Source organism: Caulobacter sp. GW821-FHT11E10, from assembly GCF_058808375.1.
Genome location: NZ_JBXARP010000002.1, coordinates 444380 through 470360, shown reverse-complemented (window position 1 = coordinate 470360; position 25981 = coordinate 444380). Strand labels below are relative to the sequence as shown.

General features: G+C 67.6%; 26 protein-coding genes. 6 read left to right on the top strand and 20 right to left on the bottom strand.

Features of this window, described 5'->3' with window-relative positions:
- Positions 1-60 precede the first annotated feature (60 nt).
- A complete protein-coding gene (locus AC1RRV_RS05290; RefSeq protein ID WP_165185512.1) occupies positions 61-216 on the bottom strand; it encodes a DUF3309 family protein in 156 nt (51 codons plus the stop codon).
- A 136-nt stretch (positions 217-352) separates the two neighbouring features.
- Entirely contained in the window at positions 353-757 is a 405-nt protein-coding gene (locus AC1RRV_RS05285; protein ID WP_492858531.1) for a DUF983 domain-containing protein, read from the bottom strand.
- Between the two features lie 272 nt (positions 758-1029).
- Here AC1RRV_RS05285 and AC1RRV_RS05280 point away from each other — a divergent pair, with 272 nt between their 5' ends.
- A complete protein-coding gene (locus tag AC1RRV_RS05280) occupies positions 1030-1194 on the top strand; it encodes a hypothetical protein (RefSeq protein ID WP_492858530.1) in 165 nt (54 codons plus the stop codon).
- A gap of 6 nt (positions 1195-1200) precedes the next feature.
- On the opposite strand, the gene AC1RRV_RS05275 is transcribed toward AC1RRV_RS05280, so the two are convergent.
- The 4 genes from AC1RRV_RS05275 to AC1RRV_RS05260 all read right to left on the bottom strand — a co-directional run bounded on the left by AC1RRV_RS05275 (position 1201) and on the right by AC1RRV_RS05260 (position 4643).
- Complete coding sequence (locus AC1RRV_RS05275; RefSeq protein ID WP_492858529.1) at positions 1201-1338, bottom strand: entericidin A/B family lipoprotein; 138 nt, start codon at positions 1336-1338, stop codon at positions 1201-1203.
- An 83-nt stretch (positions 1339-1421) separates the two neighbouring features.
- Positions 1422-1808 carry a beta/gamma crystallin-related protein gene (locus tag AC1RRV_RS05270; protein ID WP_492858528.1) on the bottom strand — a complete coding sequence of 129 codons (387 nt, stop codon included), beginning with the start codon at positions 1806-1808 and terminating at the stop codon, positions 1422-1424.
- A 12-nt stretch (positions 1809-1820) separates the two neighbouring features.
- The gene (locus tag AC1RRV_RS05265; RefSeq protein ID WP_492858527.1) at positions 1821-2453 is read right to left on the bottom strand and encodes a beta/gamma crystallin-related protein; all 633 of its coding nucleotides are present in this window, start codon (positions 2451-2453) and stop codon (positions 1821-1823) included.
- Positions 2454-2540: 87 nt separating this feature from the next.
- Positions 2541-4643, bottom strand: a complete 2103-nt coding sequence (locus tag AC1RRV_RS05260) for an acylase (RefSeq protein WP_492858526.1) — start codon at positions 4641-4643, stop codon at positions 2541-2543.
- A gap of 166 nt (positions 4644-4809) precedes the next feature.
- On the opposite strand from AC1RRV_RS05260, the gene AC1RRV_RS05255 reads away from it, so the two are divergent.
- Complete coding sequence (locus tag AC1RRV_RS05255; protein WP_492858525.1) at positions 4810-5562, top strand: class I SAM-dependent methyltransferase; 753 nt, start codon at positions 4810-4812, stop codon at positions 5560-5562.
- Positions 5563-5710: 148 nt separating this feature from the next.
- Here AC1RRV_RS05255 and AC1RRV_RS05250 read toward each other — a convergent pair whose 3' ends face one another.
- Complete coding sequence (locus AC1RRV_RS05250) at positions 5711-6790, bottom strand: L,D-transpeptidase family protein (RefSeq protein WP_492858524.1); 1080 nt, start codon at positions 6788-6790, stop codon at positions 5711-5713.
- A gap of 119 nt (positions 6791-6909) precedes the next feature.
- Between AC1RRV_RS05250 and AC1RRV_RS05245 the strand changes: the two genes are divergently transcribed.
- Complete coding sequence (locus tag AC1RRV_RS05245) at positions 6910-8010, top strand: D-alanyl-D-alanine carboxypeptidase family protein (RefSeq protein ID WP_492858523.1); 1101 nt, start codon at positions 6910-6912, stop codon at positions 8008-8010.
- Here AC1RRV_RS05245 and AC1RRV_RS05240 read toward each other — a convergent pair.
- Positions 7940-8560, bottom strand: a complete 621-nt coding sequence (locus AC1RRV_RS05240; protein ID WP_492858522.1) for a glutathione S-transferase family protein — start codon at positions 8558-8560, stop codon at positions 7940-7942. The genes AC1RRV_RS05245 and AC1RRV_RS05240 overlap by 71 nt on opposite strands.
- Complete coding sequence (locus tag AC1RRV_RS05235) at positions 8557-8730, bottom strand: hypothetical protein (protein WP_492858521.1); 174 nt, start codon at positions 8728-8730, stop codon at positions 8557-8559. The genes AC1RRV_RS05240 and AC1RRV_RS05235 overlap by 4 nt, the downstream gene beginning before the upstream one ends.
- Positions 8731-8793: 63 nt before the next feature.
- Between AC1RRV_RS05235 and AC1RRV_RS05230 the strand changes: the two genes are divergently transcribed.
- Together AC1RRV_RS05230 and AC1RRV_RS05225 are read left to right on the top strand one after the other, a co-directional pair.
- Entirely contained in the window at positions 8794-9366 is a 573-nt protein-coding gene (locus tag AC1RRV_RS05230) for a hypothetical protein (protein WP_492858520.1), read from the top strand.
- Between the two features lie 51 nt (positions 9367-9417).
- Entirely contained in the window at positions 9418-10197 is a 780-nt protein-coding gene (locus AC1RRV_RS05225; protein ID WP_492858518.1) for a protein NO VEIN domain-containing protein, read from the top strand.
- A gap of 30 nt (positions 10198-10227) precedes the next feature.
- Here the strand turns inward: AC1RRV_RS05225 and AC1RRV_RS05220 are convergent, their stop codons facing one another.
- The 8 genes from AC1RRV_RS05220 to lepA all read right to left on the bottom strand — a co-directional run bounded on the left by AC1RRV_RS05220 (position 10228) and on the right by lepA (position 21254).
- A complete protein-coding gene (locus AC1RRV_RS05220; RefSeq protein ID WP_492858517.1) occupies positions 10228-10470 on the bottom strand; it encodes a RebB family R body protein in 243 nt (80 codons plus the stop codon).
- A 242-nt stretch (positions 10471-10712) separates the two neighbouring features.
- Complete coding sequence (locus AC1RRV_RS05215; RefSeq protein WP_492858516.1) at positions 10713-13727, bottom strand: TonB-dependent receptor; 3015 nt, start codon at positions 13725-13727, stop codon at positions 10713-10715.
- Positions 13728-14045: 318 nt separating this feature from the next.
- Complete coding sequence (locus AC1RRV_RS05210) at positions 14046-14435, bottom strand: hypothetical protein (protein WP_492858515.1); 390 nt, start codon at positions 14433-14435, stop codon at positions 14046-14048.
- Positions 14436-14521: 86 nt separating this feature from the next.
- Positions 14522-16900, bottom strand: a complete 2379-nt coding sequence (locus tag AC1RRV_RS05205) for a glycoside hydrolase family 2 TIM barrel-domain containing protein (protein WP_492858514.1) — start codon at positions 16898-16900, stop codon at positions 14522-14524.
- A gap of 113 nt (positions 16901-17013) precedes the next feature.
- Positions 17014-17844: an Eco29kI family restriction endonuclease gene (locus AC1RRV_RS05200; RefSeq protein ID WP_492858513.1), complete on the bottom strand. Its 831-nt coding sequence runs from the start codon at positions 17842-17844 to the stop codon at positions 17014-17016.
- Positions 17841-19004 (bottom strand): DNA cytosine methyltransferase, encoded by a 1164-nt coding sequence (locus AC1RRV_RS05195; RefSeq protein WP_492858512.1) that lies wholly within the window; start codon positions 19002-19004, stop codon positions 17841-17843. Before AC1RRV_RS05195 ends, AC1RRV_RS05200 begins: the two co-directional genes overlap by 4 nt.
- Positions 19001-19414, bottom strand: coding sequence for a very short patch repair endonuclease (locus tag AC1RRV_RS05190; RefSeq protein WP_492858511.1), 414 nt, complete (start codon positions 19412-19414; stop codon positions 19001-19003). Before AC1RRV_RS05190 ends, AC1RRV_RS05195 begins: the two co-directional genes overlap by 4 nt.
- Before the next feature lie 31 nt (positions 19415-19445).
- Positions 19446-21254, bottom strand: coding sequence for a translation elongation factor 4 (gene lepA, locus AC1RRV_RS05185; protein WP_492858510.1), 1809 nt, complete (start codon positions 21252-21254; stop codon positions 19446-19448).
- Positions 21255-21416: 162 nt separating this feature from the next.
- On the opposite strand from lepA, the gene AC1RRV_RS05180 reads away from it, so the two are divergent.
- Entirely contained in the window at positions 21417-22139 is a 723-nt protein-coding gene (locus AC1RRV_RS05180; protein ID WP_492858509.1) for a DUF1134 domain-containing protein, read from the top strand.
- A 12-nt stretch (positions 22140-22151) separates the two neighbouring features.
- Here the strand turns inward: AC1RRV_RS05180 and AC1RRV_RS05175 are convergent, their stop codons facing one another.
- From AC1RRV_RS05175 to msrA, 3 genes are all read right to left on the bottom strand, one after another.
- Positions 22152-23846 carry a DUF4139 domain-containing protein gene (locus AC1RRV_RS05175; RefSeq protein ID WP_492858508.1) on the bottom strand — a complete coding sequence of 565 codons (1695 nt, stop codon included), beginning with the start codon at positions 23844-23846 and terminating at the stop codon, positions 22152-22154.
- Entirely contained in the window at positions 23846-25222 is a 1377-nt protein-coding gene (locus tag AC1RRV_RS05170; protein WP_492858507.1) for a DUF4139 domain-containing protein, read from the bottom strand. Before AC1RRV_RS05170 ends, AC1RRV_RS05175 begins: the two co-directional genes overlap by 1 nt.
- Positions 25223-25342: 120 nt before the next feature.
- Positions 25343-25942, bottom strand: coding sequence for a peptide-methionine (S)-S-oxide reductase MsrA (gene msrA, locus AC1RRV_RS05165; RefSeq protein ID WP_492858506.1), 600 nt, complete (start codon positions 25940-25942; stop codon positions 25343-25345).
- Between the last annotated feature and the right edge of the window lie 39 nt (positions 25943-25981).

Genomic DNA, 25981 nt, shown 5'->3' with positions numbered 1-25981 from the left:
TCCCCACCCGTTTCGGAGGGGGAGATTAGGCGAACGCCGTTCTAGGGCAAAGGGGCTAAGCTAGATCCGACCGAGCAGGACCAGAATGATCAGGATGACCAGGATCAGGCCCAGGCCCCCGCTGGGGAAATAGCCCCACGAACGGCTGTGGCCCCAGGTCGGCAGAGCGCCGATCAGGGCCAGGATCAAGATGATGATGAGGATCGTGCCAAGCATGGTCCGAAAGTCCTTGAAGCCCGCGTTCGCCACCACGGCGCCGCTGGGGTCATGCTCTCGGAATTCGCGGCGGCGCTTGTCGGTTCCGCGCGGTTTGGTTCCCGCCGGGCGTCAAGATCTCGCGTTTTTCCCGGCGCTAGGCGGGCGTGTCCCCAGCCTTGCGCATGCGGAATGCCCATAGCGCGCCGATCACGCCGCCCTTCACCCGAGGCAGCAGGAGCAGGGTGAGCGCGGCCAGCGGGATAAGGGTCAGGGGCGCGACCAGCATGGGTGATGCCTCCCAGATCCAACGGAAGAACAACAGCGGGGCCACGACCAGGTGACCGATCAGCAGGATCGTGAAATAGGCCGGGCCGTCGTCGGCCGGATAGCACGCCAGCTCGTGGCCGCAGGCCTCGCACTCGGGATCGACCTTCAGATAGCGCATGTACAGGCGACCGTCGCCGCAGTTGGGGCAACGGTGCAGCAGGCCGCGCTTGAGGCCGGTAAGCAGGGGGGAAGCGGGCGGGGACGCTGGTGGGAACTCGGACATGGCGCTCATATGCGCCTTCGAGCGCGGCAAGAAAAGGGCGACCTGCCGTCGCACGGCGACGTTTTGTCCATGGTGTCGGTAAGTAACGGTCAACCCAGTTTCAGATTTGACCTAGGTCAAGCCGTGCAAACGATGTCCGTTCGAACTTATCGATCGATCCTGGTTAATGAAGGATGTTTTTAGACCGGCGTTCCTGGATCCTGGATCCTCGATCTGAGGTCTATGGAACTCGTCGGATGCTTCTACGTTGATCGTCGGAACTCAAGAAGGCGAGAGCCCAGATGGCGATCCAGCATCCCGAGCCCCCCGAAGAGGCGACGCCGCCGCGAAAGGGGGCCGCCGCTTCGAAGGCCGAGCACGCCGTCCGTCACGCGCCCGAAGGCGCCGTCGCCGCGCATGAGAAGCGAGCGATCGGCGCGGAGACGTCGCGTGAGGAAGACGCCTAGAGCCTTCTAGTTCTTGGCGTCGCGCGCGGCGCCGGCGACGGCTTTACCGGCGGCCGATACGTCGCGCCCCGCGCCTTCGATGGTGTTGCAAGCCGAAACCAGCAAGGCGGCCGCGGCGGCGGCGAGGACGATGATCTTGCGCATGAATGTAAGCTCCACCTGTTAGGCGGCGGGACCTTAGCCATGGCGCGCGCCGAGCTTCAAGAGCTCGGCGCGGCGGCTCATGCTCAGCGGACGCGGCGGACCGAGCTGTAGCGGTCGTTCTGCTTCTTGGGCAGGCTCGCCGTATCGTAGTCGTAGCGCCAGCATTTGCCCTGATAGTAGGCGTGCTCGCAGAATTCCCACGACCCGCGCTGAAGGCGCATCGACGAGACGCGGTCATTGAAGCCGAGGCGCGACAGGTCCGGCTCGTCGCCGCGTAGCGGACGGGCCTCGCCGCGGAAGCCGTCGTGCTCGAACAGGACGACCTCACCGCCCCAGCGGCCGTCGCGACGGTCGTCACGTCGATCATAGCCGTCGCGACGGTCGCGGTCGTAGTGGCGGTCCTGAGCGACCGCGCCGCCGGCCATCAGGGCGATGGACCCGCAGATGATCAGGAAAGCGGACTTGCGCATGGGAAGATCTCCTTAGCGGACTTTGCGGATCGAGCTGATCTGGTCGTTCCATTCGCGCGGCAGGATCGCCTGGTCAGCGTCGAGGCGGCTGCAGCGGCCCTGGTAGTTGGCGTGTTCGCAGATCTCCCACCGGCCGCCGCGGCCGATCTGGATGGACGACGCCTTGTCGTTGAACTTGACCGCGCCGAGGTCCGGCATGTCGCCGATCACCTCGTAGGGGCGACCCTGATAGTGGGGATCCTCGAACATCACGACGCCACCGCCACCGCCACCGCCACCGCCGGGACGGCCGCCGCCGCCATTGTTCCAGCCGCCGCCATTGTTGCCGCCATTGTTCCAGCCGCCGCCGCCGCCACCGCCGCCGCCGCTCCAGCCGACGCATTGCAGGCGACCGTCACGGTTCTCCAGGCCCTGGCTGCCGCAGTCGCGGGTGCGGGCGCTTGTCCAGTTCCAGCTGCCGCGTCCCGTCTGGCACAGGGCCCAGACCTGACCGTTGTAGGCGGTGATCTCGCGGCACGAGCGCGTATAGGAACCGCGCGGCGGTTCGTCGTACTGGCCGTTCCAGCTCGGCGCCTGGGCCGAGGCGGCCCCGGCCAGCGTCAGGACGGACACGGATAAGGCCATCAGGCCGAAGGTCTTGCGCATCAGAATTCCCCACCTGGAGTTCGTTGTCGAAACCGAGCTAGCCGTCTCCCAACTGAACGGCGCCTGAACAGCGAAGCTTTTTAGCGATCAACGGTCTCCGGGGCGATAGTCCACCTTTACGTGTCCCTTCAGCTGTTCCTCGGTGAACCAGACCGGCTTGGTTTTCATGGCCACGAAGAGCGGGGTCTGGTCGGCGTAGTGGGGCGACTTGGCGTCCAAGGTGGCCGAGCCGAACTGGTGGATGCTCTCCGAATGGAGCGTCCCGGCTTTGTCCCAGGTCACGAACATCACGAAGGTGTCGCCCCCGTCGGCCGTGGTGGTGCCGTCGTCCTGGGGCGTGCCCCACACCGAGCGATAGGTGTCGGCCGCGCCGTCGATGGGCAGGTTCACGGTTCCGCGCCGGATGCGGTTGACCTCGCCCCACTCGGGGTCGAGCCGGCCGAAGTGGGTTTTCAGCGTGGTGATCGCCGCGCGCAGGCTGTCGATCGGCGGCGGGGCCGGATCGCCGTTGGAGCGGGCGAACAGGATGGTCTGGGTCATCAGAGCCGCCAGGGCCGCGCCGCGATCGTGGACGTCGGCCTTCTTGTCCCAGGTGCGAAGGATGGCCTGGGCCTTGGCGAGGTCGGCGTCGCCCTTGGGATCGACCGCCAGCACCTCGCGGACCATCGCCATGACGCTGGAGCGGTCGCTGAACGCCACGTCGAACTTGTGGGTCCGGAAGCTGGCGTCGGTGATGGCGTGGTCGGTCCCGAAGGTCTCCAGCGCCCGCCAGGCGCGGTTGGTCATGTTGCTCTGCAGGCCCATCGAGGCCGGGAAGTCGGCGGGCTTGAGGTTGTCGGCGTCTTCGCTGGCCCGGAACGGCGTGTTGTTGGAGTTGAACACCAGGCCCGACTTCGGATTCCACAGCTGCGGGCTCTGGTCGACCGGGCGATAGCCGTTCCAGACAAGGTCGGAGCGGTCGCCGGGCAAGATCCCGGCCCAGTCGGCGGCGACGGTGCGGTTCGGATACTGGCCGTTGTGGACGAAGCCGATGTTCCCGGCCGCGTCGGCATAGACGTAGTTCAGGCTGGGAATGGCGTGGGTGGCGATGGCCGCCCGCCACTCGTCCATGGTCCGGGCCCGGTTCAGGCGCCAGTACTGCAGCGGCTGGCGCCATTCGCCCATCCCGGCATAGCGGACGGCGAAGACGCCGTGATCGGTCTCCAGCACCGGCCCGTGGACCGAGCGCAGCACCGCCTTCTTCACCGGCAGGACGATCGCCCCCAGCAGCTTCACGCGCAGGGTGACATAGCGCTTGTCGAAGTCCTTCCACTGGCCGTCCAGGCGGTACTGGTTCTTGTTCGCGGGGTTGATCGTCAGCCGATAGATGTCGACCAGGTCCGGCTTGGAGACCGTATTGGCCCAGCCCAGGGTGGCGTTGTGGCCGTGCAACATGAACGGCGCGCCGGGGAAGAAGCCGCCGGCCACATGCCAGCCCTGACCGCTCTCGACCACGGCCTCGTACCAGGCGACCGGGCCGGTATAGGGCTGGTGCGAATTGACCAGCAGGCGCGTGGCGCCATCGACGCTGCGCGAGGGCGCGGTGGCCAGGCCGTTGGAGCCCTTCGGCGGTGTTCCTTTCGTGGCCGGAGCCGTCAAGCGGCGCAGCTCTCCGTCCAGGCCGTAGAAGAACGGCTGCTTGAAGACGAAGCCGGCCTGAACATCCTTTCCCGTCAGCGGCAGGAAGCCCGGCTTGACCTGCTCGGGGTGCTTGGCGGCATAGACGCTGACCCCGTCGGCATAGGCCTCCATCAGCTTGCGCAGGTCGGCCGGCAGCTCGGCATAGTGCTTGTCGACGGTCGGCCAGACGTCGAGCAGGGCGGCGACATAGTCGGTCGGCGCGGCCTTGACGCCCTTGCTGCGGGCCAGGACGCCCCGCGTGGCCAGCACCACGTCCTGCAGGGTGGCGAAGTCGTCCTCGCTCTGGGCGTAGGCCAAGCCGAAGGCGGCGTCGGCGTCCGTGCGCCCCAGGATGTGCGGCACGCCCCAGTCGTCGCGGCGGATGCGGACGTCATAGGCCTTGGCCTTGTCCAGCAGGACCTGGCGATCCGGCGCCTTGGGCAAGCTGGCGCGATCGATGACGATCAGCGTCGCGGCCGCCAGCACCACGAGCGCCAGCAAGGCGCCGATCCCACGCAGAACCCACCTCATCCAAGCCTCCCCGGTCGTCTATTTATTATCGGCGATCATGCGTGGCGGGTTTGGTCGAGGAAAGAGCCGCGTTCGACGAAACCTTGCTGAAACTTCATGATAACGCCGTTCGCCGAGCGCGCCGGGCCTGCTACGACAAGCGCCACAACAAGGAGGAGGCGCGCTCATGGCTCGCAAGCATGTGGTTTCGGTTCTGGCTGTTCTGGCGCTCAGTGTCGGCGGGGCGGCGTTCGCCGAGGTTCCCGCCAACATCGTCAAGGCCCTGGCCGATCCGTCGCGTCCAGCCGCCGATACGGCCCGCGACGCGGGGCGTCATCCGGGCGAGATCCTGGCCCTGGCCGAGGTCAAGTCGGGCGACACCGTCGTCGACTACGTGATGGGCGGCGGCTACTTCACGCGCATCCTGTCGAAGGCGGTCGGTCCCAAGGGTACGGTCTACGCCTATCAGCCGGCCGAGTTCATCAAGTTCATGCCCAAGTACGGGGAGGACCTGAAGAACACCACGGCGGCTCTGTCCAACAGCAAGCCGATGGACGGCCCGATGACGGCGCTGGACCTGCCCGACAATGTCGACACGGTGATCACCGTCCAGAACTATCACGACATGCACCTGAAGCCGTTCCCGGTGGACACGGCCGCCAAGGCCAATGCCGAGATCTTCAAGTCGCTGAAGCCGGGCGGCGTCTTCCTGGTCATCGACCACGCCGCCGTCGCCGGCTCGGGCGTCACCGCCGCCGATACCCTGCACCGCATCGACATCGCCGCCGTGAAGAGCGAGGTCGAGGCCGCCGGCTTCAAGCTGGAGTCCGAGAGCAAGCTGCTGGCCAGCAGCGCGGATCCGCACACGGCCAGCGTCTTTGACCCGAGCATTCGCGGCAAGACGGATCAGTTCATCCTGAAGTTCCGCAAGCCGAAGTAGGGCGCGAAAACCTCAAAAGCCGTGTCATCCCGGGCGGCGAAGCCGACCCGGGACCCAGGGGCCAAGCGCTGTGCGGCGGCCCCTGGGGCCCGGCTCTCCGCTACGCTGCGGCCGGGATGACGCGTTGTTTTGCGTCAGACTGTAGAGCCTAGGACGCCCGCGCCTCCGCGCCCATGAACACCACCTGCGCGCCCTTGTTCACCGCCGAGCCCAGCTCGGCCGCGTCCCAGTTGGTCAGGCGCACGCAGCCGTGCGAGGCGCGCTTGTTGACCAGCTTGGGATCCGGCGTGCCGTGGATGCCGTAGGTGTCCTTGGTCAGGTCGATCCAGGTCGAGCCGACCGGGTTGTTCGGCCCCGCCTTGATGGTCAGCTTGCCCTTGGGCTTGCCGAAGGTCAGACGGGTGGGGTCATAGGTGTAGGTCGGGCGGGGCGCCAGGGTGCGCACGGCCCACTCGCCGGCCGGGGCGGGGCGTTCCGTGCTGCCGACCGTGGCCGGATAGACCGCCAGTTCGACGCCGTCCTTGTCGAAGGCGCGGACCTGGCCCAGGGCCTTGTCGATCTCGATGCGATCGACCTTGCGATCCAGCGTGTCCGCGCCGGCCGCCGTCACCACGATCGTCGTCCCCGCCGCGCTGAAGTCGACGCCCGGATTGAGCGCCTGCAGCAGGGCCTCGTCCATGTGGAAGCGCTCGGCCAGCATCTCCAGCGGGGTCTGGTAGTTCAGGGCCGGCAGGGCGGCCATGGCCTCGTAGTCGTCCTTCGGGATGGCGGGCGAGAACGGCCCGGCCGCGTCCTGGGGCGTGATCTGGTAGTCGACCAGCACCGCGCCGCCGTCACCCGCGGCCAGGGTGTCCAGCAGTTCCTTGGTCACCTCGCCATCGGCCGTGAGGCTGCGCGAAGCCTGGAAGGCCTGGATCGCCAGCTTCAGGTTGGTCCCATCGCGACCATCGATGACGCCGGGCGAGAAGTGGGCGCGATCCAGCAGGGTCTGGACGCGGACCAGAACATTGCGGCGCGTATCGGGTGTCGCCGACTCGAAGCTCGCCGCGTTGATCGCCTGGGCGATCGGGGAGGCCGCGGCGATGGCCGGCGGCGCAGCGACCACCGGCGGTGGGGTTTCGGTCTTCTCCACGGTCTTGGCGGGGGCGGGTTTCGCCGGCGGAGTATCGTCGCAAGCCGCAAGGACCAGGACGGCGAGCAGAGCGAAGCGGGAAACCAGACCGGTCATGCATACTCCAGGCGGGGCAAAGGGCGGGGGGCAAAGGGCGGGGGCCAAAGGGCGGGGGAACGAGTCTCCCGTCTCAAGGCTTGAGCCATGGCGAAGTTCCGTAGGATGCGAGGATCGGTTTGAAGGCGCTGCGTCGTCTGTTGTGGGGTCTGGGTCTGCTGGCGGTCGCCATCGGCGGCTTCTGGCTTTGGGTGATCTGGCCGCCGATGGGCTCGGGCGCCGGCGCCTCACGGCAGCCGGCCCAGCCGCGTGACCAGGCCGCCTTCCTGCCTCCGCAGCACGTGCCGTCAATCGATCCGCCCTCGTCGTCACCGGCCCTGGCGGGCGCGCCCGAGGCCTGTGACGGGGCCGATGCGCCGGACAGCGCCGCCGCCGTCAACGCCGCCTCTTTGGCGACCATGGTCTGGGCGCCGTTTGGAAAGGAAGAGACGGGCTGGGAGACCTACGCCCCGCGCATCGCCGCCGAGATCGGTACGACCTGCGCGCCGGGCTCGAACGGCTTCGCCTCGGCCCTGGCGCGATGGCAGCGCGGGCGCGGCCAGCAGCCCACCGGCGTCGTCGAACCCGTCGTCTTCGCCGCCATGCTGACGCGCTGGCACCTAGCGCGGCCGTTCGTGCGGGTGAACCGCGAGGGGGTCTGCCCCGGCGCGCCGCCCGAGGCCAATCTCAGCTTGGCCGATCCCAAGGAGAGCTACGGCGGCAAGGCCGTCCGCCTGCGGCCCGGCGCGCTGGAGGCCTATCGCCGGATGGTGGGCGAGGCGAGGGCGGCCGGGGTGCTGCGTCGACCCGAGGCGCTGACCATCTTCTCCGGCTTCCGCGCTCCGGACGCCGACGCCCAGCGCTGCGCCCGGGACAACAACTGCCAGGGCCTGATCCGCACCATCTGCTCGGCGCACCGCACCGGCCTGGCCATGGACGTCTTCATCGAGGCCGCGCCGGGCTTTGGGCCGGACTCGTCGGCCGACGCCAATCGGCTGGCGATGGCGCGCTCGCCGCTCTATCGCTGGATGGTCGTCAACGCCGGCCGGTTCGGCTTCGTCAACTATGCCTACGAGCCCTGGCACTGGGAGTGGACAGGCGAGCCGCTGCTGCCCGGCGTGCCCATTTCCAGCCTGCCCAAAGCGGGCTCGGAGCCTCGCCCCGAAACCCTCAAGGAACCTCCGGAAGGCTCCACTTCGAAAACGCCGGCCGCTGCTTCAGGCGTTCGTAATAGGCCATGAGGGCGGGCCACTCTTCGCGTTCGATCGGGCTGTACAGCCAGCGATGCACCGACAGGCCCAGCACGATGTCGGCCAGGGTGAAATGGTCGCCGGCCACATAGGCGCCGGTATCGACCAACCGCGCGTCCAGCAGGCCCATCGCCGTGTTCCAGGCTGTGACGCTGGCCTCGATCTGCTTGGGATCCTCGAAACCGGGGAACTTTCGCACCAGGCCCGCGAAGGCGTAGCGCCAGGCGGTATTCAGCTCGGTGGCCTGCCAGTCCATCCACTGATCGACCAGGCCTCGCCGGCGGCGGTCGCCGGAGAACAGCGGCGTATCGGACGCCACATAGCGGCAGATGGCGTTGCTCTCCCAGATCGGGCCGTCCTCGTCGATCAGGACCGGCACCAAGGCGTTGGGGTTCCACTGCAGGAACTTGGGGTCGTTGGTGGGCGCATAACCCGCGCCCCAGTCCTCGCGCTCGTAGGCCAGTTCCAGCTCGTCCAGGGTCCAGAGGACCTTGCGGACGTTGATGGAGGAGGTTCGGCCGAGGACCTTGGGGATCGTCAACGGGTCATCCAGGGCCGGGACTTGCCCGTCGGCGCGACGGCGCTGGCGCGCTCGACCTTCCCGGTCGAGGCCTTCGCGCCATGGCCGTGCTTGCCTTGGGCGGCCTTCTTCAGGCGCAGAGCGCGCTGCATCGGCGTTTCATCGGCCGGGATGTCGGTTTTATCGGTCATAGGGGCGATGTAGGCCTCGAATGGCGCCTTGAGAAGGCCGCGCTTCAACGTCAGTCTGGAAAGATGTCGTTCCGCCGTTCGGTTCCCGTCCTGATCGCCGTCGCCGCCCTGTCGGCGTCGTCCGCCTGGGCCCAGAGCAAGCCCGTCGCCCAGAGCGAGCCGAAGGACGAGCCCAACGCCGTTTCGCCGGTGCTGATCCTGCCGCCGACCCTGCCGCCCAATGTGGTGTCGTCCTATCCGGCCCAGGACGAGACGGTGGCGCCGGGCGTGCTGATCCTGAAGGTCGCCTTCGACCAGCAGATGGCGCCCACCGCCTGGAACTACGCCCCCGCGCCGGGCGCCGAGCCGATGGATTGCGTGAAGACGCCCCGGCTGTTGCCCGACCAGAAGACCTTCGTCCTGCTGTGCCGGGTGCTGTCCAACAAGACCTATGGCGTGACCTTCAACGCCGAGCGCAGCGGCGGCTTCGCCAATCTCGGCGACAACCCGGCCAAGACGGCGGCCCTGACCTTCAAGGTCGATTCCGAATACCCGATCACCACCGTCCGCCGGGCCATGGAGGCGGCCAAGCTGCTGCCCGACCAGATGCCGGTGCAGGACGCCCCGATGGCCGTGGCCTCGGGGGCGAGCCGCTAACCTATACTCAAGCTTGTGGCGCCGAAGGGCGCGGCTCGGCATCATCCTCCGATGACGGGAGAATCGAGCGCGCGGGACTGGTCGGGAGCCGACCTGGCGGTGGTGGTGGGCGACTATGTGGCCCAGCTGGAAAAGACGCTCGCCGGCAAGCCCGTCGACCGCGCCAGCCACGACCGCACCGTCCGCTTCGTCACCGGCAAGGCGGACATGCCGATCATCTGGAAGCAGGGGGAGATCTCGGCGGTGCTGTCGCTGATCGGCCTGCCGCCGCTGAGAGACCAGCCGCCGCGCTGGTCCTACGACCACGCCCTGGTCGAGGCCGTCGAGGAGCAGCTGGCCGCCAAGCCCGCCCTGCTGGCCGCCGCCATTCGTCCCGCCGCCCTGTTCGCCGCGCCGCCGGCCGTCGCCTTGCTCGAGACCGCGCCGCCCAAGCCCATGTCGATGGACGACCGCCTGATCCGCGTCGCCCAGCGCTTCGACATGTGGCGGCGCGAGGCCGAGGACCGCTTCTTGCGGGAACTGGGTGTAGCCAGCGTCGTCGCGCACGAGGCCCGTTGGCTCACGGGCCGTGGTCGCGCCGATCTGGCCGCCAAGGTTCGTCCAGCGGGCGCCGGCGACCCCGATGGCTGCGACGCCATCGGCTTCGGCCTGGACGAGGCCCCGCGCCTGATCGCGGTCAAGACCACGCTCGGCGCCGAGTGCGCGCCGTTCGGCCTGAGCTCCGCCGAGTTCGAGTTGGCCCAAGCCCGTCCGGAAGCCTTCCGCATCCGCCGCGTCTACGACCTGATGGGCGAGGCGCGGTTCTACCGGCTGAAGCCGCCTTTCGTCTAAGACCCCTTGGCGGGTAGACGCTCCTGGCGCCTAGAGGCCTTTGGGCAGTTTGATGCTGTAGATGAGGGACACGCCCTGGTTCGTGGCGGCCTGGGCAAGCTGATTGGTGTTCGACTGGGCCGCCGTGGCGTTCTGCGCCGCGTTGGCCAGCGCCTGGCTGGTGGCGATGTAGAGGCTGCCCATCGCCATCGCCGGGGCTGAGCCCAGCATCTCGACATTGGCTTGGGTGACGGCGTCGGTGATCTTTGAATTGACGAGGGTCGGGAAGGCCATGGGATCTCTCACGTTGGAGGGGAACGCACGACTCACTGGCGCGGGAACGAGGCCCGCAGGCGAAATTGGCGACCAAGTGCGTTAGCGAAACGTGTGTTTTTCGGCGATTGTTCCCAAGGTTGTCGGGCTGAAGTTTTCGGCGCGTGTTCTAGGACGAGCTGACGGCGGCCAAAAGAAAAGGCGCTGGCCTTTCGACCAGCGCCAGTGCGCCTTGGAGGGGATCCAAGATCTAGAAGACGGCCCTAGAACACGTACGAGGCGCCGAAGAAGAACTGGCGGCCCGTGGTGCTGAACACCCGCTGCGAGCGACGCTGCTTGCCGCTCCACTGGTCGGCTTCCTGGTTGGTCAGGTTCAGGGCGTCGAAGGTCAGCTTCAGCTTGTCGGTCAGCTTGTACGAGACCGAGGCGTCGATGTTGGTCGTCGCATAGCTGCCGTTGGCGTCCGGCACTTCGGACTTGAAGGGCAGGGCCGTCAGGTACTCGTCGCGATAGGCCACCGAGACGCGGGCCGAGAGCTTTTCGTCCTCGTAGTACACCGTGGCGTTCACCGAGTGCGGCGAGACGTTCAGGAACTGGTCGTGGATCTGCGTCGCCGGGGTCGTGGCCGTGCCGGTCGACAGGTAGTAGAGCACCGAGCTGTCGACATAGGTGTAGTTGACCATCGAGCCCATGTTGTTGAACGGCGCGGGCAGGAACTTGAACGGCTGCTGGTAGTTCAGCTCGATGCCGCGGATATAGCCGCCCTGGGTGTTACGCGAACGGGTCACCAGGTACGGGGTATTGGCGTCCTGGCCGGCGGGCAACAGACCCAGCGGCAGGCCGGTGTTGCCATAGGCCTCGGTGGTGGCGATCGTCTGGATCGAGCTCTCGATCTCCTTGTCGAACGCCGTGGCGCTCAGGATCACGCCCTCGCTCGGGTACCATTCCAGGCTGAAGTCGTAGTTCTTGGCGCGATAGGGATCCAGGAACGGGTTGCCGATCGTGGCCGACTGGGCGCCGAAGGTGGTGTTGACCGAGCCGCCGGGCGTCAGGTTGCCGAAGCTGGGACGGGCCATGACCCGGGCCGCGGCGAAGCGGGCGACCAGGTTCTCGCGCACGTCCAGGGCCAGGTTCAGCGACGGCAGCCAGTCGCTGTACTTGTTGTTGACCGTGATCTGCGAGGTCAGCGACGTGTAGCCGGTGGCGTCCAGGTCGGTCTTCACATAGCGCAGGCCGGCGTTGCCGCGCAGGCGGTGGCCGCTGAGGATCTCGCTGTCGAAGTCGACCTGCAGGTAGGCGGCGGTGTCCTTCTCCTGGACCGCGCGGTTGTTCCCCAGGGCCGAATTGATGGCCAGGGTGAAGTCGCCGTACTTGTTCGAGCAGTTGCAGAGCAGGCCGAGCTTGTCGATGTAGGCCGAGACGTCCGGCACCACCCAGCTGGTCACAGAGCCGGTCGGCAGGTTCAGCTGCTTGCCAAAGCCCGTGACCACGTGGTTCAGCGGGGCCGAGCCAGGGAAGTCGGCGGCGAAATTGGCGAAGTTGAACGGGATGGTGCCCGTCGCCGTCACCGCCGTCGGGCCGTTGTTGCCATAGAGGCGCTGGACCTGCTTGGTCTGGAAGTCGAACGACTTCAGCGACACGCCGCCCTTCACGGTGAAGATGTCGGTGAGGCGGTACTTGGCGTCGGCCTGGGCGGTGGTCAGGGTGTTGAACACCGCGGCCTTGACCACGCGGATGTCGGGCGTCAGGCCCGTGCCGGCGTTGGTGAAGGTGACATTGGCCGGATTGGCGACGTCGTAGCCGTAGTTGATCAGCGGCCGGCGCGCGTCCTCGCGGGAATCCCAGGTGTAGCCGGCCTTGTTGAAGCCGTCATAGGACATCAGGACGTCCCAGGGCTGCTTGAAGTCCGATCCCGAGTGGCCGACCTTCACCCGACCGCTCAGGCGATCGTTGAAGCGGTGGTCGAGGGTCAGGCCGATCTGGTGCGTCTTGGTGGTGGTGACGCTCTTTTCCTCGATGTGCTTGATGTCGACATTGTTGATCTTCATGTAGTCGACCTGGCCGCTGGGCAGCACGTGGACGTCCATGATCTGGGCGTCGACCCGGCCGGCGAACAGCGGGAAGGCCGCGCTGGCGCCGTTGACGTTGCGGTTCAGCGAGGCGTTCGACAGGGCGTAGTCGGTGCGGTCCTGGTCGAACTTCGAATAGACGATGTCGAGGGTCACATCGGTCTTGTCGCTCGGCCGCCATTGCAGGCCGCCGGTCATGCCCAGGCGCTTCTGGTCCAGCTGGAAGCGGCCCAGGCCCGGATTGCGCGGCAGGAAGACGTTCGGCTGGTTGATCGCCGCATAGGCGATCGGGTCCGACGGCAGGCCCGAGAAGCACTGGCCGGCGGGGCGGTTGCCCGCGCCCGACAGCGGGTTCACGTACGGGATGGCGGTGTTGACCACCTGGCTGCCGGCCTGTGACGCGATGTCGACCGCCGTGCCGCAGAAGCCGTTGTTGGCGTCCGAATAGTCCGACTGCGAGGTGTCGCTGTAGCCCTCTTCCTGCTGCTTGCGCTCGTTGTAGGCCAGCGAGAACAGGGCCCCGAAGTCGCCCCAGGTGTCGCTGATCAGGCCGGCGAAGCGCGGGGCCTTGGTCTTGTTGTTGTCGTAGTAGGCGCCCTGCAGCGAGGCGGCGGCGCGGAAGCCCTTCTTGTCGAACGGGCGGCCGGTCTGCAGGTCGACATTGGCGGCCAGCGAGCCCTCGTCCATCTCGGACGACTGCGACTTGCTGACGGTGACGCTGTTGAACAGCTCCGAGGCGAAGGTCGAGAAGTCGAAGCCGCGCGAGCGGTTGATGCCGGCCACCACGCCCAGGGTCGAGCCGGTCGTGGCCGAATAGGCCTCGATGCCGTTCAGGGTGGTGCGGACGAAGTCGCCGCCCAGGCCGCGCACGGTGATGTTGCGGCCTTCGCCGCCGTCGCGGGTGATCGAGACGCCCGGGATGCGCTGGATCGACTCGGCCAGGTTCGCATCGGGGAAGCTGGCCATGTCGTCCGCCTTGATGACGTCGACGATGTTGTTGGAGATCCGCTTGGTGTTGATCGCGCTGGTCAGGCTGGCCCGGAAGCCGGTGACCACCACCTCTTCGACGGCGGTGTTGTCCTGCGCGGCCGGCGCGGGCGCGGTTTGCGCCGCCGCCGCGAAGGCGGTCAGCAGCGAGGCGCCCAGCGACAAGGCCGCCACCGAACAGCCGGCGCGCAAGGCGCCTCGAGTCTTGGACTGCAAGCCCATCGTTCCTCTCCCTTTTCGGCCGTGCTCACGCGGCCGCTTGATTGTTGGGGCCGCCTTTTCGACGGCTCTCCGTTGGGAGGGCGGGGTTGGTAGGCTTACAAAACTCGGTAACAGAAACCCGCTTTAATCTCACATAGTGAGAAGGTATCCCAACTTGTAGGTTAGGATACGCCTGACAACGGTTTCCGCCAGTCCAAAAGTTCACCCAGCGTCACCTTATTGCGAATATGCAACATTGCGTCCCGCATGCTGGGATCGGGTCGACCAAGGGTGGAGGCGGGGCCGGAGGCGGCCGCCGCCTACACCCCCGCGTCGCGCTCAGGCGCTCGCTGTGACTTGGCCGAGGCCGCGGGCTTCCAGCGCCGCCAGCACGGCCACGACCGCCGCCTGACCGCCCACGAAGGCGACGCCGAGCATCGACGGCGGGTAGATGAAGAGCACGGCGATGCTGCCCAGCACCCAGCCGGCGTTGCCGACCACGGCCAGCAGAAGCAGCGGCGGCGTGACGGCCCGCTGGCGCGACATCCAGCCGAACAGCGCCGCGATGGGCAGGAGCGCCGCGCCGGCCACGGTCAGCAGGATCGAGGGCAGGCCCAGCAGGGGCGACAGCAGGCCAGCGCCCAGCAGCATCAGCGCGCCGGCCGCCAGGCAGGTCAGCGCATCCACCGCCAGGATCGGGCGGACATCCATCTTCGTCGTCGGGGTCATGGGGCGTCTCCTTGGTTGACGCCCCCGTTTTCGCGCCGACCAGGACCCCGGTCGATTACGCCGGAGGTAATGACGCCGCCGCCGACCTAGCGTGTCAGTGTCACCGTCGCCGCCTTGAGTCCCGGCGCCGTCGCCGTGACCTTCACCGTTCCCGCGCCCTGGCCACGGACCAGAGCGACCAGCTTGCCCAGCAGCGGTGCGCGGGTCGGGGACTTGAAGGGCGTGTGGTCGATGCTCGAGCCGTTGTCGGTGGCCACCAGTTCGCCGCCCTCGACCGCGAAGGTCACCGGCGTCTGGGCCGAGGGGACGGTCACGCCCTGGGCGTCGACGATCCGGGCGCGCACATAGGCCGCGTCGTCGAAACCGGCGCCGACCGCGCGGCTGTCGGGCTCCAGGACGATGCGGGCGGCCGCGCCGGCGGTGCGCAGTTCGGCGCGCGGGCCTTGCGGGGTGTCCAGGCAGGTGGCGGCCACGACGCCGGGCTCGAACGAGACCGGCCAGCGGCGGGGGGCGGCGTTGGCGGGCAAGGGCTGGGCGCCCAGATCGCGACCGTTCAACGAAACCCGCACGCTGGCGCAGTTGCTGTAGACCTCGATCGTCTCGGTATGCGGCGACAGGTTCGCGGGCGTCCAGTCGGCATAGAGCTGAGGCGCGGCGGCGGGCGTGGCGACCTGAATGGTCACCGGCATCGGCGCCGTGGGGCCCGCGCCGTCGTTGGGGACCGGAACGGCGTCCGGCGCCGAATTGCGCACCACGTGCACGACGGGCTTCTCCGACCACCAGCTTTCGCGCTCCAGGCCCCGGATGCGCGGGGCGCCGGTGCGGTCCAGCAGGCCGGCCGGATTGTCGATATTCGGCCAGCCTCGGCGATCGGCCTCGCCCAGATAGTCGACCCCGGTCCACAGGAACATGCCGGCATAGGCGGGGTAGTCGCGCACGGCCAGCCAGCTGGCGCGGTTGTGCGAGTTCTCCGTCCCGACGATCTTGCGCGTGGGCTTGTCCTTGTGCGCCTGGGTCAGCTCGTTCTCGCGATAGTTCTGGCCGACCACGTCCAGCAGGTCGGCCAGGCCGTTCTTGTAGTCGCCAGTGACATTGGGCCGGAACAGGGCCTGGGTGACCGGACGGCTGGGATCGGCGGCGTGGGTGATGTCGATCAGCGTACGCATCGCCGCCTTGGCCTGGACGGGGAAGGCGGTGTCGTGGATCTCGTTGCCGATGCTCCAGATCACGATGCTGGGGTGGTTGCGGTCGCGGGCGACGATGTCGAAGGCGTCCTTCTTGGCCCAGTCGCCGAAGAACAGGTGGTAGTCACCCGGAGTCTTGGCCACGTTCCACTGGTCGAACAGCTCGTCCATCACCACCAGGCCAAGCGCGTCGGTGAGATCCAGGAAGCCGGGCGTCGGGGGATTGTGGGCGGTGCGGATGGCGTTGACGCCCATGGCCTTCAGCTTGACCAGGCGCTGGCGCCAGACGTCCAGCGGCACGGCCATGCCGACCGCCCCACCGTCCTCGTGCAAGGCCACGCCCTTGAGCTTGAAATTACGGCCGTTCAGCCAGAAGCCGCTGTCGGCGCGGAACTCGGCGGTGCGCACGCCGAACGGCACGACCTGCTCGTCCAGCACCTGGCCATCGGCGGCCAGCACCCGCAGGCGCGCGCGGTAGAGGACGGGGTGGTCGAGGTCCCAGAGCCTGGGGCTCTTCAAGGCGAGCGTGGCCTCGGTGCGCACGGTGCGGCCGGCGTCCACGGTCTGGGGCGCGGTCGTGGCGCGCGCCGCCTCCTTGCCGTCCGGATCCGTGACGACCACCTCCAGTTTCAGGGCCTGCCCGGCGGCGCCGAGGTTGGACAGGCCGGCCTGGACCCGCGTCGTCGCGGTCTCGGCGGTGATCGTCGGGGTGCTGACGAAGGCGCTGTCGGCGGCGATGAACGCGTCGCTGGTCGAGACCAGCCGGACCTTCCGATAGAGACCGCCGCCCGCGTACCAGCGCGAGGACGGCGCGTGCGAGGTGTCGGCGCGGACCGCTAGCACGTTGCGGCCGTCAGCGCGCAGGAAGGGCGTGATGTCATAGCGCTGGGCGACATAGCCGTTGGGCCGGAAGCCCAGGTTCTGGCCGTTGATCCAGACCCCGCCGCGCTCCATCACCCCGTCCAGCTCGACGAACCAGCGACGGCCCGCGGCCGGGCGGACGTCGAGGTCGCGGCGATACCAGGCCACGCCCGTGGGGAAGAACCCGCCCGCCCCGCCGGCCATGGCCTTGGCGTCGACGGGCCCGGCGATCTGCCAGTCGTGGGGAACGCTGACCTTGCTCCAGGCGGCGTCGTCGAAGTCGCGAGCCTCGGCCCGCTCGGGATCGCCCTGGACGAAGCGCCAGCCGGAAGCCAGCTCCGTCGTGTCCCGCGGATCGGCGAGGGCGGACGACGCCATCAGCGCCAGCAACACGCCGGCCAAAACTGCGCGATGGCTCATCCCACTCTCCCCAATCAGATAATCCCTATATTTGGGATATTGTCCGACATATTGAGATTTTATAGGGCGGCTTTGTCAAGCAAGGAGCTTGGGGGTGGGATTCAAGTGGCGGTTTAGCTCTGCTTGAGCTCGGCGAAAAAGTCTTCCAACAGCGTGGCGCGTTCACGGTACGGCGCATGACGGCCAAAATGCGCGGTGACCTCGGCGACGATCTGCGCTGGCGCGCGAGCGTCTTCCGTCGAATTGGCAGCCCAGGCGCGCCCAGGGTGCAATGTGTCCCACGGGGAGCGCTTGTTGGCTCGTGTGGTGGCGCTGTCGCCGTGCTTACCCAAACCGTAGAGCAGGTTTGTTTCGTTGTTCCAGATCGGCTTGAAGAGATGGATCAAGTAGTCTTCGGCCGCGGTCTCCCAACCCGATTGGACAACGAGAAAGCGGGCGTCGAAGTCGGCGATATCCAACGTCGAGGTCGCCTTGCCGATGTTCTTTCGGTGCTCATTAAGGCGGGCCGCGAGTCTTGGGCCCTGATCGCGAGCACTATGAGCGCCTTGCTGGCTGGGAGCCGCCTGGCCGACGTAGATCGGTGTCTCGGTTCCTGAAAGCGGTGCGTAGAGCGGGTAGGCTCCACGATAGTAGATCGCGTAGACGCCCGATCCGTAGAACTGGCCGACTTTGCTCAAGGGCGTGCGTTCTTGGGCGACCATGGCGAGGGCCGTGAACCGCCCAATCACCTTGGGGTTGCTAGGATCGAAGACCGAGCGCGGCATGGCGATCGGGTCCAGTCGACGCAGAGCCGCCTCCAGCGTCTCGATTACATCGCGCAACTCATGATCGACCTTGCGGCGCGCGACCGGCGAAAAGGGCGCGCCGTCGGCCAAGCCGGTCAGGGCTGTCACGCGCTCGCGCAGCGCGGCGATCTCAATGTCGAGGGAATTGGTCTTGCTCACGCCGCGTAGCGTAGCTTCCGTGCGACGTCCTTGCCAATGACCTCCGCTAGGCGAACCGGCACGGCGTTGCCGAGCTGGCGCATGACCTCGCTCCACGCTCCGTGGAAGATGAAGCTGTCGGGGAAGGTCTGCAGGCGCGCGCTCTCGCGGACGGTGAAGTAGCGCACCGTACCGTCCGGACGCGCCAGCATGTTCTCGCCGCCCGGTACGCCATGAACGCCGGCCTTCAAAGTCTTGGCCGGCTCGTCCAGGGGGCTGCCGGTATGGCCGGGATAAGAGCGGGCGCCGGGCTGGAAGCGGTGATAGGCGACCTCGGCCGCGCGCTTGGGATCCAACTCGGGATCGGGCAGGTTGGCGATCGCGTCGCGTACGGTGCGCCAGGCGATCTCGGTCGGCTTGTCGCGCAGGGCCATAGCGCGAGCGGGCGCCTCGGACGGATCGGGCCGCCGGGCCTTAGCCACGTTGTGCGCGTCCCAATAGTCGCCGGAGCGGTATTGCGACCACAGCAGGGCCTCGGCCGAGTGGGTGGCGACCGGGAACGACCACTCCAGGTCCAGGTCGTCGCGGAAGCCCACGAAGATCACCCGCTCGCGCTTCTGCGGCACGCCATAGTCGGCGGCGTTCAGCACGCGGGCCACGACCCGATAGGCCAGGCCATCACGCGCGCCGCGCAGGTGATGCTCTTCCAGCCGCGCCAGGTGCTCGGACCAGTCCTCGTCCGGGCGGGCGATAACCTCCGGATGCTCCAGCTGCAGGCGGATATATTCGAAGTAGTTGCGGAAGCTTGCCCGGGTCAGGCCTTTCACGTTCTCGAACACGAAGGCCCGCGGGCGCGTCTCGCGCACGGCGCGGATCGCGTGAGGAAACATGTCGCGCGTGTCGTCATAGGCCCGGTGCTTGCCGCCCAGGGAGAAGGGCTGACAGGGAGGACCGCCCGACACCAGGTCAACCTTGCCTTCAAGGCTCCTGAAATCGACGTGGCGCACGTCTCCTTCGACCTCGGGCCAGCCAGCCATGGGCGACAGCGGGCTCTGGCGATTCTCGGCGATGGTCTCGCGGCAATAGCGGTTCCACTCGACCACCTTGGCCGGCTTGAACCCGGCCTGGCACAGGCCGATGCCCAGCCCTCCGGCCCCCGCGAACAGTTCGATCGACTTCATGAGTCCAAGAATGTTCTAATTTCGTTCTCGAGGAAAGCCTCGTCCTTGAGCCCACATTCCCAGAGGGTCAGCGCGCTCCAGCCCAGGGCTTCAAGCTCCGCCAGCTTGCGAAGATCGCGGACGCGATTCCCCTCCAGCTTCGGGATCCAGAACTCGTGCCGTGATTTGGGCAGCCGCGCCAGCTTGCAGTCCGGATCGGGATGACGATGCCAGAAACACCCGTGGACGAAGATCACCTTCTTGCGGCCGGGGAACACCAGGTCCGGCCGCCCGGGCAGCTTCGCGCCATGCAGGCGATGGCGGTAGCCGAGGCGGTGGACGAGCCGCCGCACGGTCATCTCGGCGCTGGACCCCTTGCCCTTGACGCGGGCCATGCGAGCGCTGCGTTCGGTGGGGGAGAGGGTGTCCATAGCGCTCTAAACGGGTGTCTGGACTAGCCGATCAATCCTCGTCCATCTTCAACGCCGCGATGAAGGCTTCCTGCGGGATCTCGACCTTGCCGAATTGGCGCATGCGCTTCTTGCCGGCCTTTTGCTTGTCCAGCAGCTTGCGCTTACGCGAGGCGTCGCCGCCGTAGCACTTGGCGGTCACGTCCTTGCGCAGGGCGCGGACGGTTTCGCGGGCGATGATCCGGCCGCCGATGGCCGCCTGGATGGGGATGACGAACATGTGCTGCGGGATGAGTTCCTTCATCTTCTCGCACATGCCCCGGCCGCGGCTCTCGGCGCGGTCGCGGTGGACCAGCATGGAGAGGGCGTCGACGGGCTCGGCATTGACCAGGATCGACATCTTGACGAGGTCGCCCGGGCGGTAGTCCTCGACCTGGTAGTCGAAGCTGGCATAGCCCTTCGAGATCGACTTCAGGCGGTCGTAGAAGTCGAAGACGACCTCGTTCAGCGGCAGGTCGTAGATGACCATGGCGCGGTTGCCGACGTAGCTGAGCTCGCGCTGCATGCCGCGACGGTCCTGGCACAGCTTGATCACGCCGCCGAGATAGTCGTCGGGGGTGAAGATGGTGGCCTTGATCCAGGGCTCGCTGATGCTCTCGATCTGCATCACGTCGGGCAGGTCGGCGGGATTGTGGAGTTCCTTCTCCGTCCCGTCGCGCATGTGGATCTTGTAGACGACCGAGGGGGCCGTCGCGATCAGGTCGAGGTCGAACTCGCGCGACAGGCGCTCCTGAATGATTTCCAGGTGCAGCAGGCCGAGGAACCCGCAGCGGAAGCCGAAGCCGAGGGCGGCGCTGGATTCCATCTCGTAGGTGAAGCTGCCGTCGTTGAGGCGCAGGCGGCCGACGGCGGCGCGCAGGTCCTCGAAGTCGGCGGCGTCGACGGGGAAGAGGCCGCAGAACACGACCGGCTGGACTTCCTTGAAGCCCGGCAGGGCCTGGGCGGTCTGCTTCTTCTCGTCGGTGATGGTGTCGCCGACGGCGGCGTCGGCCACTTCCTTGATCGAGGCGGTGAAGAAGCCGACCTCGCCGGGGCCGAGCTCGGCGACATCGGTGGCCTTGGGCGTGAACACGCCGACCTTGTCGATGCGATGGGTGGCGCCGGTCTGCATCATGCGGACCTGCTGGCCGGCCTTCAGCGTGCCGTCGAAGATGCGGACCAGAACGACCACGCCCAGATAGGCGTCGTACCAGGCGTCGACCAGCAGGGCCTTCAGCGGCGCGTCGCGCTCGCCCTTGGGGGGCGGCAGGCGGGTGACGATGGCTTCCAGCACGTCGTGGATGCCCAGGCCCGACTTGGCGCTGGCCAGGACGGCGTCGCTGGCGTCGAGGCCGATCAGGTCCTCGATCTGGGCGCGGACGCGCTCGGGCTCGGCGGCCGGCAGGTCGATCTTGTTGAGGACCGGGACGATCTCGTGATTGTTGTCGATGGCCGAATAGACGTTGGCCAGGGTCTGGGCTTCCACGCCCTGCGAAGCGTCGACGACCAGGATCGAACCTTCACACGCGGCCAGGCTGCGCGAGACTTCGTAGGCGAAGTCGACGTGGCCGGGGGTGTCCATCAGGTTGAGGATGTAGTCCTCGCCGTCATCGGCCTTGTACTTCAGGCGCACGGTCTGCGCCTTGATGGTGATGCCGCGCTCCTTCTCGATGTCCATGTTGTCGAGAACCTGCGCGCTCATCTCGCGCGCGGTCAGGCCGCCCGTCTCCTGGATCAGGCGGTCGGACAGCGTGGACTTGCCGTGGTCGATGTGGGCCACGATGGAAAAGTTGCGGATCTTGTCGAGAGGCGTCGAAGTCATGGGCGTGCGCATAGCACATTTGGCCCGGTTCGCGAGGGGCGTTGGCGCTCTCGGATGCGGCGACGGGTCGCGCATGCTTAACCGGTCGTTAAGTTTGGAGCCGCAAACCGGTCTCAATGACTTGCAACAACGTTGCAATCAATTCGATACGGAGGCCCTGACATGGACCGTCGCAAGCTGATCCTCTCGGGCGCCGCCGCCAGCCTGACCGCCGCCGCGACGGAGGCCATGGCCCGCCAGCGGATCACCTCCGAACAATTGCCGCCGGCCCAGCCGATCACCGACCAGAACGGTTCGCCGCCGGCCGCGCAGCCGTCTTACGTGCAGCCGTCCTACGCGCCGCCGCCGTCTCCGACGCCGGGTTCGAATGGCGCGACGCCGGCCTATGACACCGGGCGGGCCCAGACCTATTCCGCCGACGAGATCGTCCGCGCCACCTCCGACTTCCTGGGCGTGACCGCCGAGAGCGCCGGGGCGGCGATCGAGAAGGTGTTCCGGGACAAGGGGCAGCCCACCGCCTACATCGCCGGCGAAGAGGGTTCGGGCGCGTTCGTCGCCGGCCTGCGCTACGGCCGGGGCCTGATGTACATGAAGGGCCGCCCGACCCTGGAAGTCTATTGGCAGGGCCCGTCGATCGGGTGGGACTGGGGCGGTAACGCCAGCCGCGTCTTCACCCTCTGCTATAATCTGCAGTATCCGGACGCCATCTTCCGCCGCTTCCCGGGCGTGGAGGGCAGCGCCTATCTCGTGGGCGGCCTGGGCGTGAACTACCAGAAGGCCGACGAGATCACCCTGGCCCCGATCCGCGCGGGCGTCGGCCTGCGTCTGGGCGCCAATATCGGCTACCTCGGCTACAGCCGTAAGCGCCGGAAGCTGCCGTTCTAGCGATCTGACGGCTCAGCCGTCGTATTCGATCGCGTAGCGGAAGGTGCGGGCCTGGCCGGCGGCCAAGCCGATGCGCCAGGCGACCTGGCCCTGGCGGATGTCGTGCTTTTGCGGCTCGGCCACGACCTTGAAGGCCTTCAGATAAGGATTCTGCCTCAGTTCGACGGTCACGGAGGCGGTCTTGGCGTTGGAGAGGTCGACCTCGTAGGTCCGCCTCACGCGGGTCTTCGAGAGCTTTTCTTCCGAGACCAGGCGTGGGCGCGCCAGGATATCCATGGCCTGGCCGATGAAGAGGTCGAGCGGCTCGCCCACGGCGACGTCCCGCACGGCCTGCTCGCCCGCGAAGGTCGGGCGGCCGTCCAGGGTTTCCATCGCCGACAGGGCGCCGGACGGCAGCGGCTTGCCCAGGCCGTTGGCGGTCTTGTTCTCAAGGCGCAGCACGACGGTCGGCGTCGTGAAGGCGTTTTCCGGATCCTGCCGCTCCCAGACGTTCACGCTCACGACGTAGAGCCGCTGGAAGGCGACGTTCTTCTGGTCGAGGAACGCGACCTGCTTGGTCTGGCGCGCGTTCAGCGTCACGGGTTCGGGCAGGGTGTAGAGCTTGTAGTCGCCGAGGTTCGATTGCTCGGCGAGCTTGGCGCGATGACCGGTGACGACGACGCCTTCGAGCCGAACCTCCGCGCGTGAGGGGGCGGACATAGGGACTGGCGGCGAAGGCAGGGCGCCGACATCGGCCGCCACGATGGCGTCTTGCCGGAGGTGGGTGGTGTCCATGGGCCAACAGTCGCGACGGACCGCCTTGGCCTGGCCCCTGTCGACGCGGACATATTGGCGCGACAGCTTGCCGGCCACCGCCTGGGTCCGGGCGTCTGCGAACTGGCTGCCGCCGCTGTTGACCAGTGTCAGCCAACCGGTCAGGTCCAGCCGCTTGCCGTCCGGGTGGATGCGCGCGACATAGTCGGCCTGCCAGTTCACGCCGAGCGCCAGGTAGGACAGCGTCAGCCGCGCGCGGGACGGCGAGGGGACGTCGATAATCGTCGACAGGCTGGGCTTGTCGGTCAGGCCATCTGGGACGCGGCCCAGCACCAGACGCTCGGGACCGCCCGAGCAACCCAGCGCCTCGACACCCTCGGCCGTCTGGACCATCAGGCCCTTGGGGCCTTGCAACAGGGTGGCGTCGACGGTGCGCTGGCGGCCGGTCTTGCGGTCGGTGCGCACGACCTTGATCGGCTGGCCCAGCGACCGTTCGACCAGGGTTCCGGGGCTGAGCAGGGCGTAGTCGTAGTTCCGCTCCACCGCCTTGCCCGGCAGGCCTTCAACCGCCGCGCTCTGCGGGATCAGGCCCTCGGCGACGCCGTCGAAGCGGATGGTGTGCCGGCCGGCCGGCAGGTCGACCGTGCGGGTCTCGGTGACCAGGATCAGGCCCTTCTCCTTGGCCTGCTGGCGCTGCCAGTCGTCCATGGCCTGGAATGGGCCGTCGCCGTCCCGGTACAGGGTGATGGCGACCTTCTCGGGCGCCCGCGAGGCGATGGTGTCGGCTTGGGCGGGGAGGGCGGCGGCGAGGGCGAGCGCGCAGGCCCAGATCCTCCCCTTTCGGGGGAGGTGGCCCGGAGGGCCGGAGGGGGCGGGCTCGGAGACGGCGGGTCTGCCCCCTCCGTCGCCTCCGGCGACACCTCCCCCAGCGGGGGAGGATCTACGGCAGGTCATCACCACCCCGTCTCGACCGTGAAGGTCAGAACCGTCTCGCCATTGGCCGGCACGGGCACGCTCCAGCCCAGGGTGCGGGCGTCGATGCGGCGGCTTTTCAGGCTCTCGGCCTTGACCTCGCCGTCGCGCCACAGGCCGGCCTGGCGCAGTTCGACGGTCACCGGCTGGTCCTTGGCGTTGCGCAGCAGGTAGCGCATCTCGTAGCGCGAGCGGGTCTTGGAGACCTTGGTTTCGGCCACAAGGGTCGCCTGGCTGGAGACGTCGAAGGCCTCGCCGGTTTTGATCGACAGCTCCGAGCCGCCCGGCGTGTGACCGATGGCGTTCTCGCCGACGAACTTGGGATCGCCGGCCGCGTCGCGCACATAGACCCGCATGGTCCCAGCCGGCAGCTGACTGCCCAGGCCGGCCAGCTTGGCGTTGCTGAACTGGATGGCGACGACGGCCTTGACCGGCTCGGCGTCGCTGGAGAACCAGCCCTCGCGCACTTCGTAGACCTTCTTGGCCGCCACGCCCTGGGCCGACAGGAAGCCGACCTGCTTGTTCTGGTTCGAGGCGATCGTGGTCCGTTCGGCCAGGGGATAGACGTAGTAGTCGGCGACGCGCTCGCCCGTACCGCTCTCGGTTCCGGCGCTGATCATGCCGGGGGCGCGGCGCGGCGGGCGGTAGCCGGTGTTCTGGTTCAGCTGGTTGACGTCGCCGGCCACCAGTTGGGTCTTGGCGTTCTCGAACGGCGTGCCCGAGGTGTTGGACAGGGTGATCCAGCCCTGCAGGTCCAGGGCGGCCTTGGCCTCGTCGAACAGGGCGACATAGTCGGCCTTCCACGACAGGCCCGAGGTCAGGTAGCTCAGCTTGGCCTGGCGCGAACCGGCGCTGGCGGCCTCGACGCTGACCGACAGGGTCGGACGGGCGCGCAGGGTCTCGGGCACCTTGTCGAAGATCACCCGGGTTGGGACGCCGTCGTCGCGCAGCACCTCGATGCGGTCGCCGATCTTCAGCACCACGCCCTCATTGGCGGCCAGAACGGTGGCGACCTCGGTGGTCTCCTTGCCGTCGCCGGGATTGGTGCGGACGATCTTCACCTGCTGGCCGACCGCCTTCTCCATCAGCTTGTCGGGCGTCAGCAGGTCGTAGTCGAAGTTCTGCTCCAGGATCGTCACGCCCTGCGCGGACAGGCTGACCGTCTCGGGGCGGATGGCGGCCGAGACGTCCTTGAACTCCAGCCGCTGGCGACCGGCCTTCAGGTCCAGCGGCCGGGCGTCTTCGACCAGCGCGAGGTCGGAATTGTAGATGGTGACCGAGACCTCGCGGCCTTGGGCATGGGCGGTGAGAGGGACCAGCAACAGGCCGGCCGTGGCCAGCAGCGCGCGACGATTCATCGTGGTCCTCCCGTGTCTCTACGAAAGGTAGAGCTACACGGGATTGGGGCGGAGTCGAGACGGGGTTGGGCTTAGCCGCCCCAGATCTGCCTAAGGCGAGCGTCCCGCCCTTGGGGCGGCTTAGCCGCCCCAAACTTGCTTAAGGCGGGCGTCCCGCCCGCAGCCGGTGCGGTAGAGATTGTAGTCCAGCGCGTGCCGCTTGGCGTAGTCGCGGTGGTATTCCTCGGCCGGATAGAAGGTCTTCAGGTCCAGGATCTGGGCCTTCATCGAGCCCATCTTCAGGCGCTTGGCGGCCTCGGCGCGGGACTTCTCGGCGATCGGGCGCTGGGCGGGGGAGACGAAGACGGCGGGGCGATACGACGGGCCGCGATCGCAGAATTGACCCCCGTCGTCGGTGGGGTCGACCAGCTTCCAGTACCGATAGAGCAGGAAGCCATATTCCAGCTTGGCGGGGTCGTAGGTGACGCGCACGGCCTCGTAGTGGCCGCTGGTCTCGCTGGTGACGTCCCGATAGGTCGGATTCTTGACGTGGCCGCCGGTGTAGCCGCTCTCGACCTTGATGACGCCCGGCACGCCCTGCATGTCGTGCTCCATGCACCAGAAGCAGCCGCCGGCGAAGACAGCGGTCTCCGTCTTGGCGGGTTTCGGCGTCGCGGCGAAGGCGTTGGTCAGGCCGAACATGGCGAAGGTCGCGGCGAGGGTGACGAGGAAGCGGCGCATCGAGGACTCTTTCACGCGGGGTGTCGTCCTAGATACGCA

What these genes read in the sequence shown, in the direction of transcription:
- AC1RRV_RS05290 (WP_165185512.1), bottom strand. Translation starts at nt 216, where the DNA reads ATGCTTGGCACGATCCTCATCATCATCTTGATCCTGGCCCTGATCGGC.
- AC1RRV_RS05285 (WP_492858531.1), bottom strand. Translation starts at nt 757, where the DNA reads ATGAGCGCCATGTCCGAGTTCCCACCAGCGTCCCCGCCCGCTTCCCCC.
- AC1RRV_RS05280 (WP_492858530.1), top strand. Translation starts at nt 1,030, where the DNA reads ATGGCGATCCAGCATCCCGAGCCCCCCGAAGAGGCGACGCCGCCGCGA.
- AC1RRV_RS05275 (WP_492858529.1), bottom strand. Translation starts at nt 1,338, where the DNA reads ATGCGCAAGATCATCGTCCTCGCCGCCGCCGCGGCCGCCTTGCTGGTT.
- AC1RRV_RS05270 (WP_492858528.1), bottom strand. Translation starts at nt 1,808, where the DNA reads ATGCGCAAGTCCGCTTTCCTGATCATCTGCGGGTCCATCGCCCTGATG.
- AC1RRV_RS05265 (WP_492858527.1), bottom strand. Translation starts at nt 2,453, where the DNA reads ATGCGCAAGACCTTCGGCCTGATGGCCTTATCCGTGTCCGTCCTGACG.
- AC1RRV_RS05260 (WP_492858526.1), bottom strand. Translation starts at nt 4,643, where the DNA reads ATGAGGTGGGTTCTGCGTGGGATCGGCGCCTTGCTGGCGCTCGTGGTG.
- AC1RRV_RS05255 (WP_492858525.1), top strand. Translation starts at nt 4,810, where the DNA reads ATGGCTCGCAAGCATGTGGTTTCGGTTCTGGCTGTTCTGGCGCTCAGT.
- AC1RRV_RS05250 (WP_492858524.1), bottom strand. Translation starts at nt 6,790, where the DNA reads ATGACCGGTCTGGTTTCCCGCTTCGCTCTGCTCGCCGTCCTGGTCCTT.
- AC1RRV_RS05235 (WP_492858521.1), bottom strand. Translation starts at nt 8,730, where the DNA reads ATGACCGATAAAACCGACATCCCGGCCGATGAAACGCCGATGCAGCGC.
- AC1RRV_RS05230 (WP_492858520.1), top strand. Translation starts at nt 8,794, where the DNA reads ATGTCGTTCCGCCGTTCGGTTCCCGTCCTGATCGCCGTCGCCGCCCTG.
- AC1RRV_RS05225 (WP_492858518.1), top strand. Translation starts at nt 9,418, where the DNA reads ATGACGGGAGAATCGAGCGCGCGGGACTGGTCGGGAGCCGACCTGGCG.
- AC1RRV_RS05220 (WP_492858517.1), bottom strand. Translation starts at nt 10,470, where the DNA reads ATGGCCTTCCCGACCCTCGTCAATTCAAAGATCACCGACGCCGTCACC.
- AC1RRV_RS05215 (WP_492858516.1), bottom strand. Translation starts at nt 13,727, where the DNA reads ATGGGCTTGCAGTCCAAGACTCGAGGCGCCTTGCGCGCCGGCTGTTCG.
- AC1RRV_RS05210 (WP_492858515.1), bottom strand. Translation starts at nt 14,435, where the DNA reads ATGACCCCGACGACGAAGATGGATGTCCGCCCGATCCTGGCGGTGGAT.
- AC1RRV_RS05205 (WP_492858514.1), bottom strand. Translation starts at nt 16,900, where the DNA reads ATGAGCCATCGCGCAGTTTTGGCCGGCGTGTTGCTGGCGCTGATGGCG.
- AC1RRV_RS05195 (WP_492858512.1), bottom strand. Translation starts at nt 19,004, where the DNA reads ATGAAGTCGATCGAACTGTTCGCGGGGGCCGGAGGGCTGGGCATCGGC.
- AC1RRV_RS05190 (WP_492858511.1), bottom strand. Translation starts at nt 19,414, where the DNA reads ATGGACACCCTCTCCCCCACCGAACGCAGCGCTCGCATGGCCCGCGTC.
- lepA (WP_492858510.1), bottom strand. Translation starts at nt 21,254, where the DNA reads ATGACTTCGACGCCTCTCGACAAGATCCGCAACTTTTCCATCGTGGCC.
- AC1RRV_RS05180 (WP_492858509.1), top strand. Translation starts at nt 21,417, where the DNA reads ATGGACCGTCGCAAGCTGATCCTCTCGGGCGCCGCCGCCAGCCTGACC.
- AC1RRV_RS05175 (WP_492858508.1), bottom strand. Translation starts at nt 23,846, where the DNA reads ATGACCTGCCGTAGATCCTCCCCCGCTGGGGGAGGTGTCGCCGGAGGC.
- AC1RRV_RS05170 (WP_492858507.1), bottom strand. Translation starts at nt 25,222, where the DNA reads ATGAATCGTCGCGCGCTGCTGGCCACGGCCGGCCTGTTGCTGGTCCCT.
- msrA (WP_492858506.1), bottom strand. Translation starts at nt 25,942, where the DNA reads ATGCGCCGCTTCCTCGTCACCCTCGCCGCGACCTTCGCCATGTTCGGC.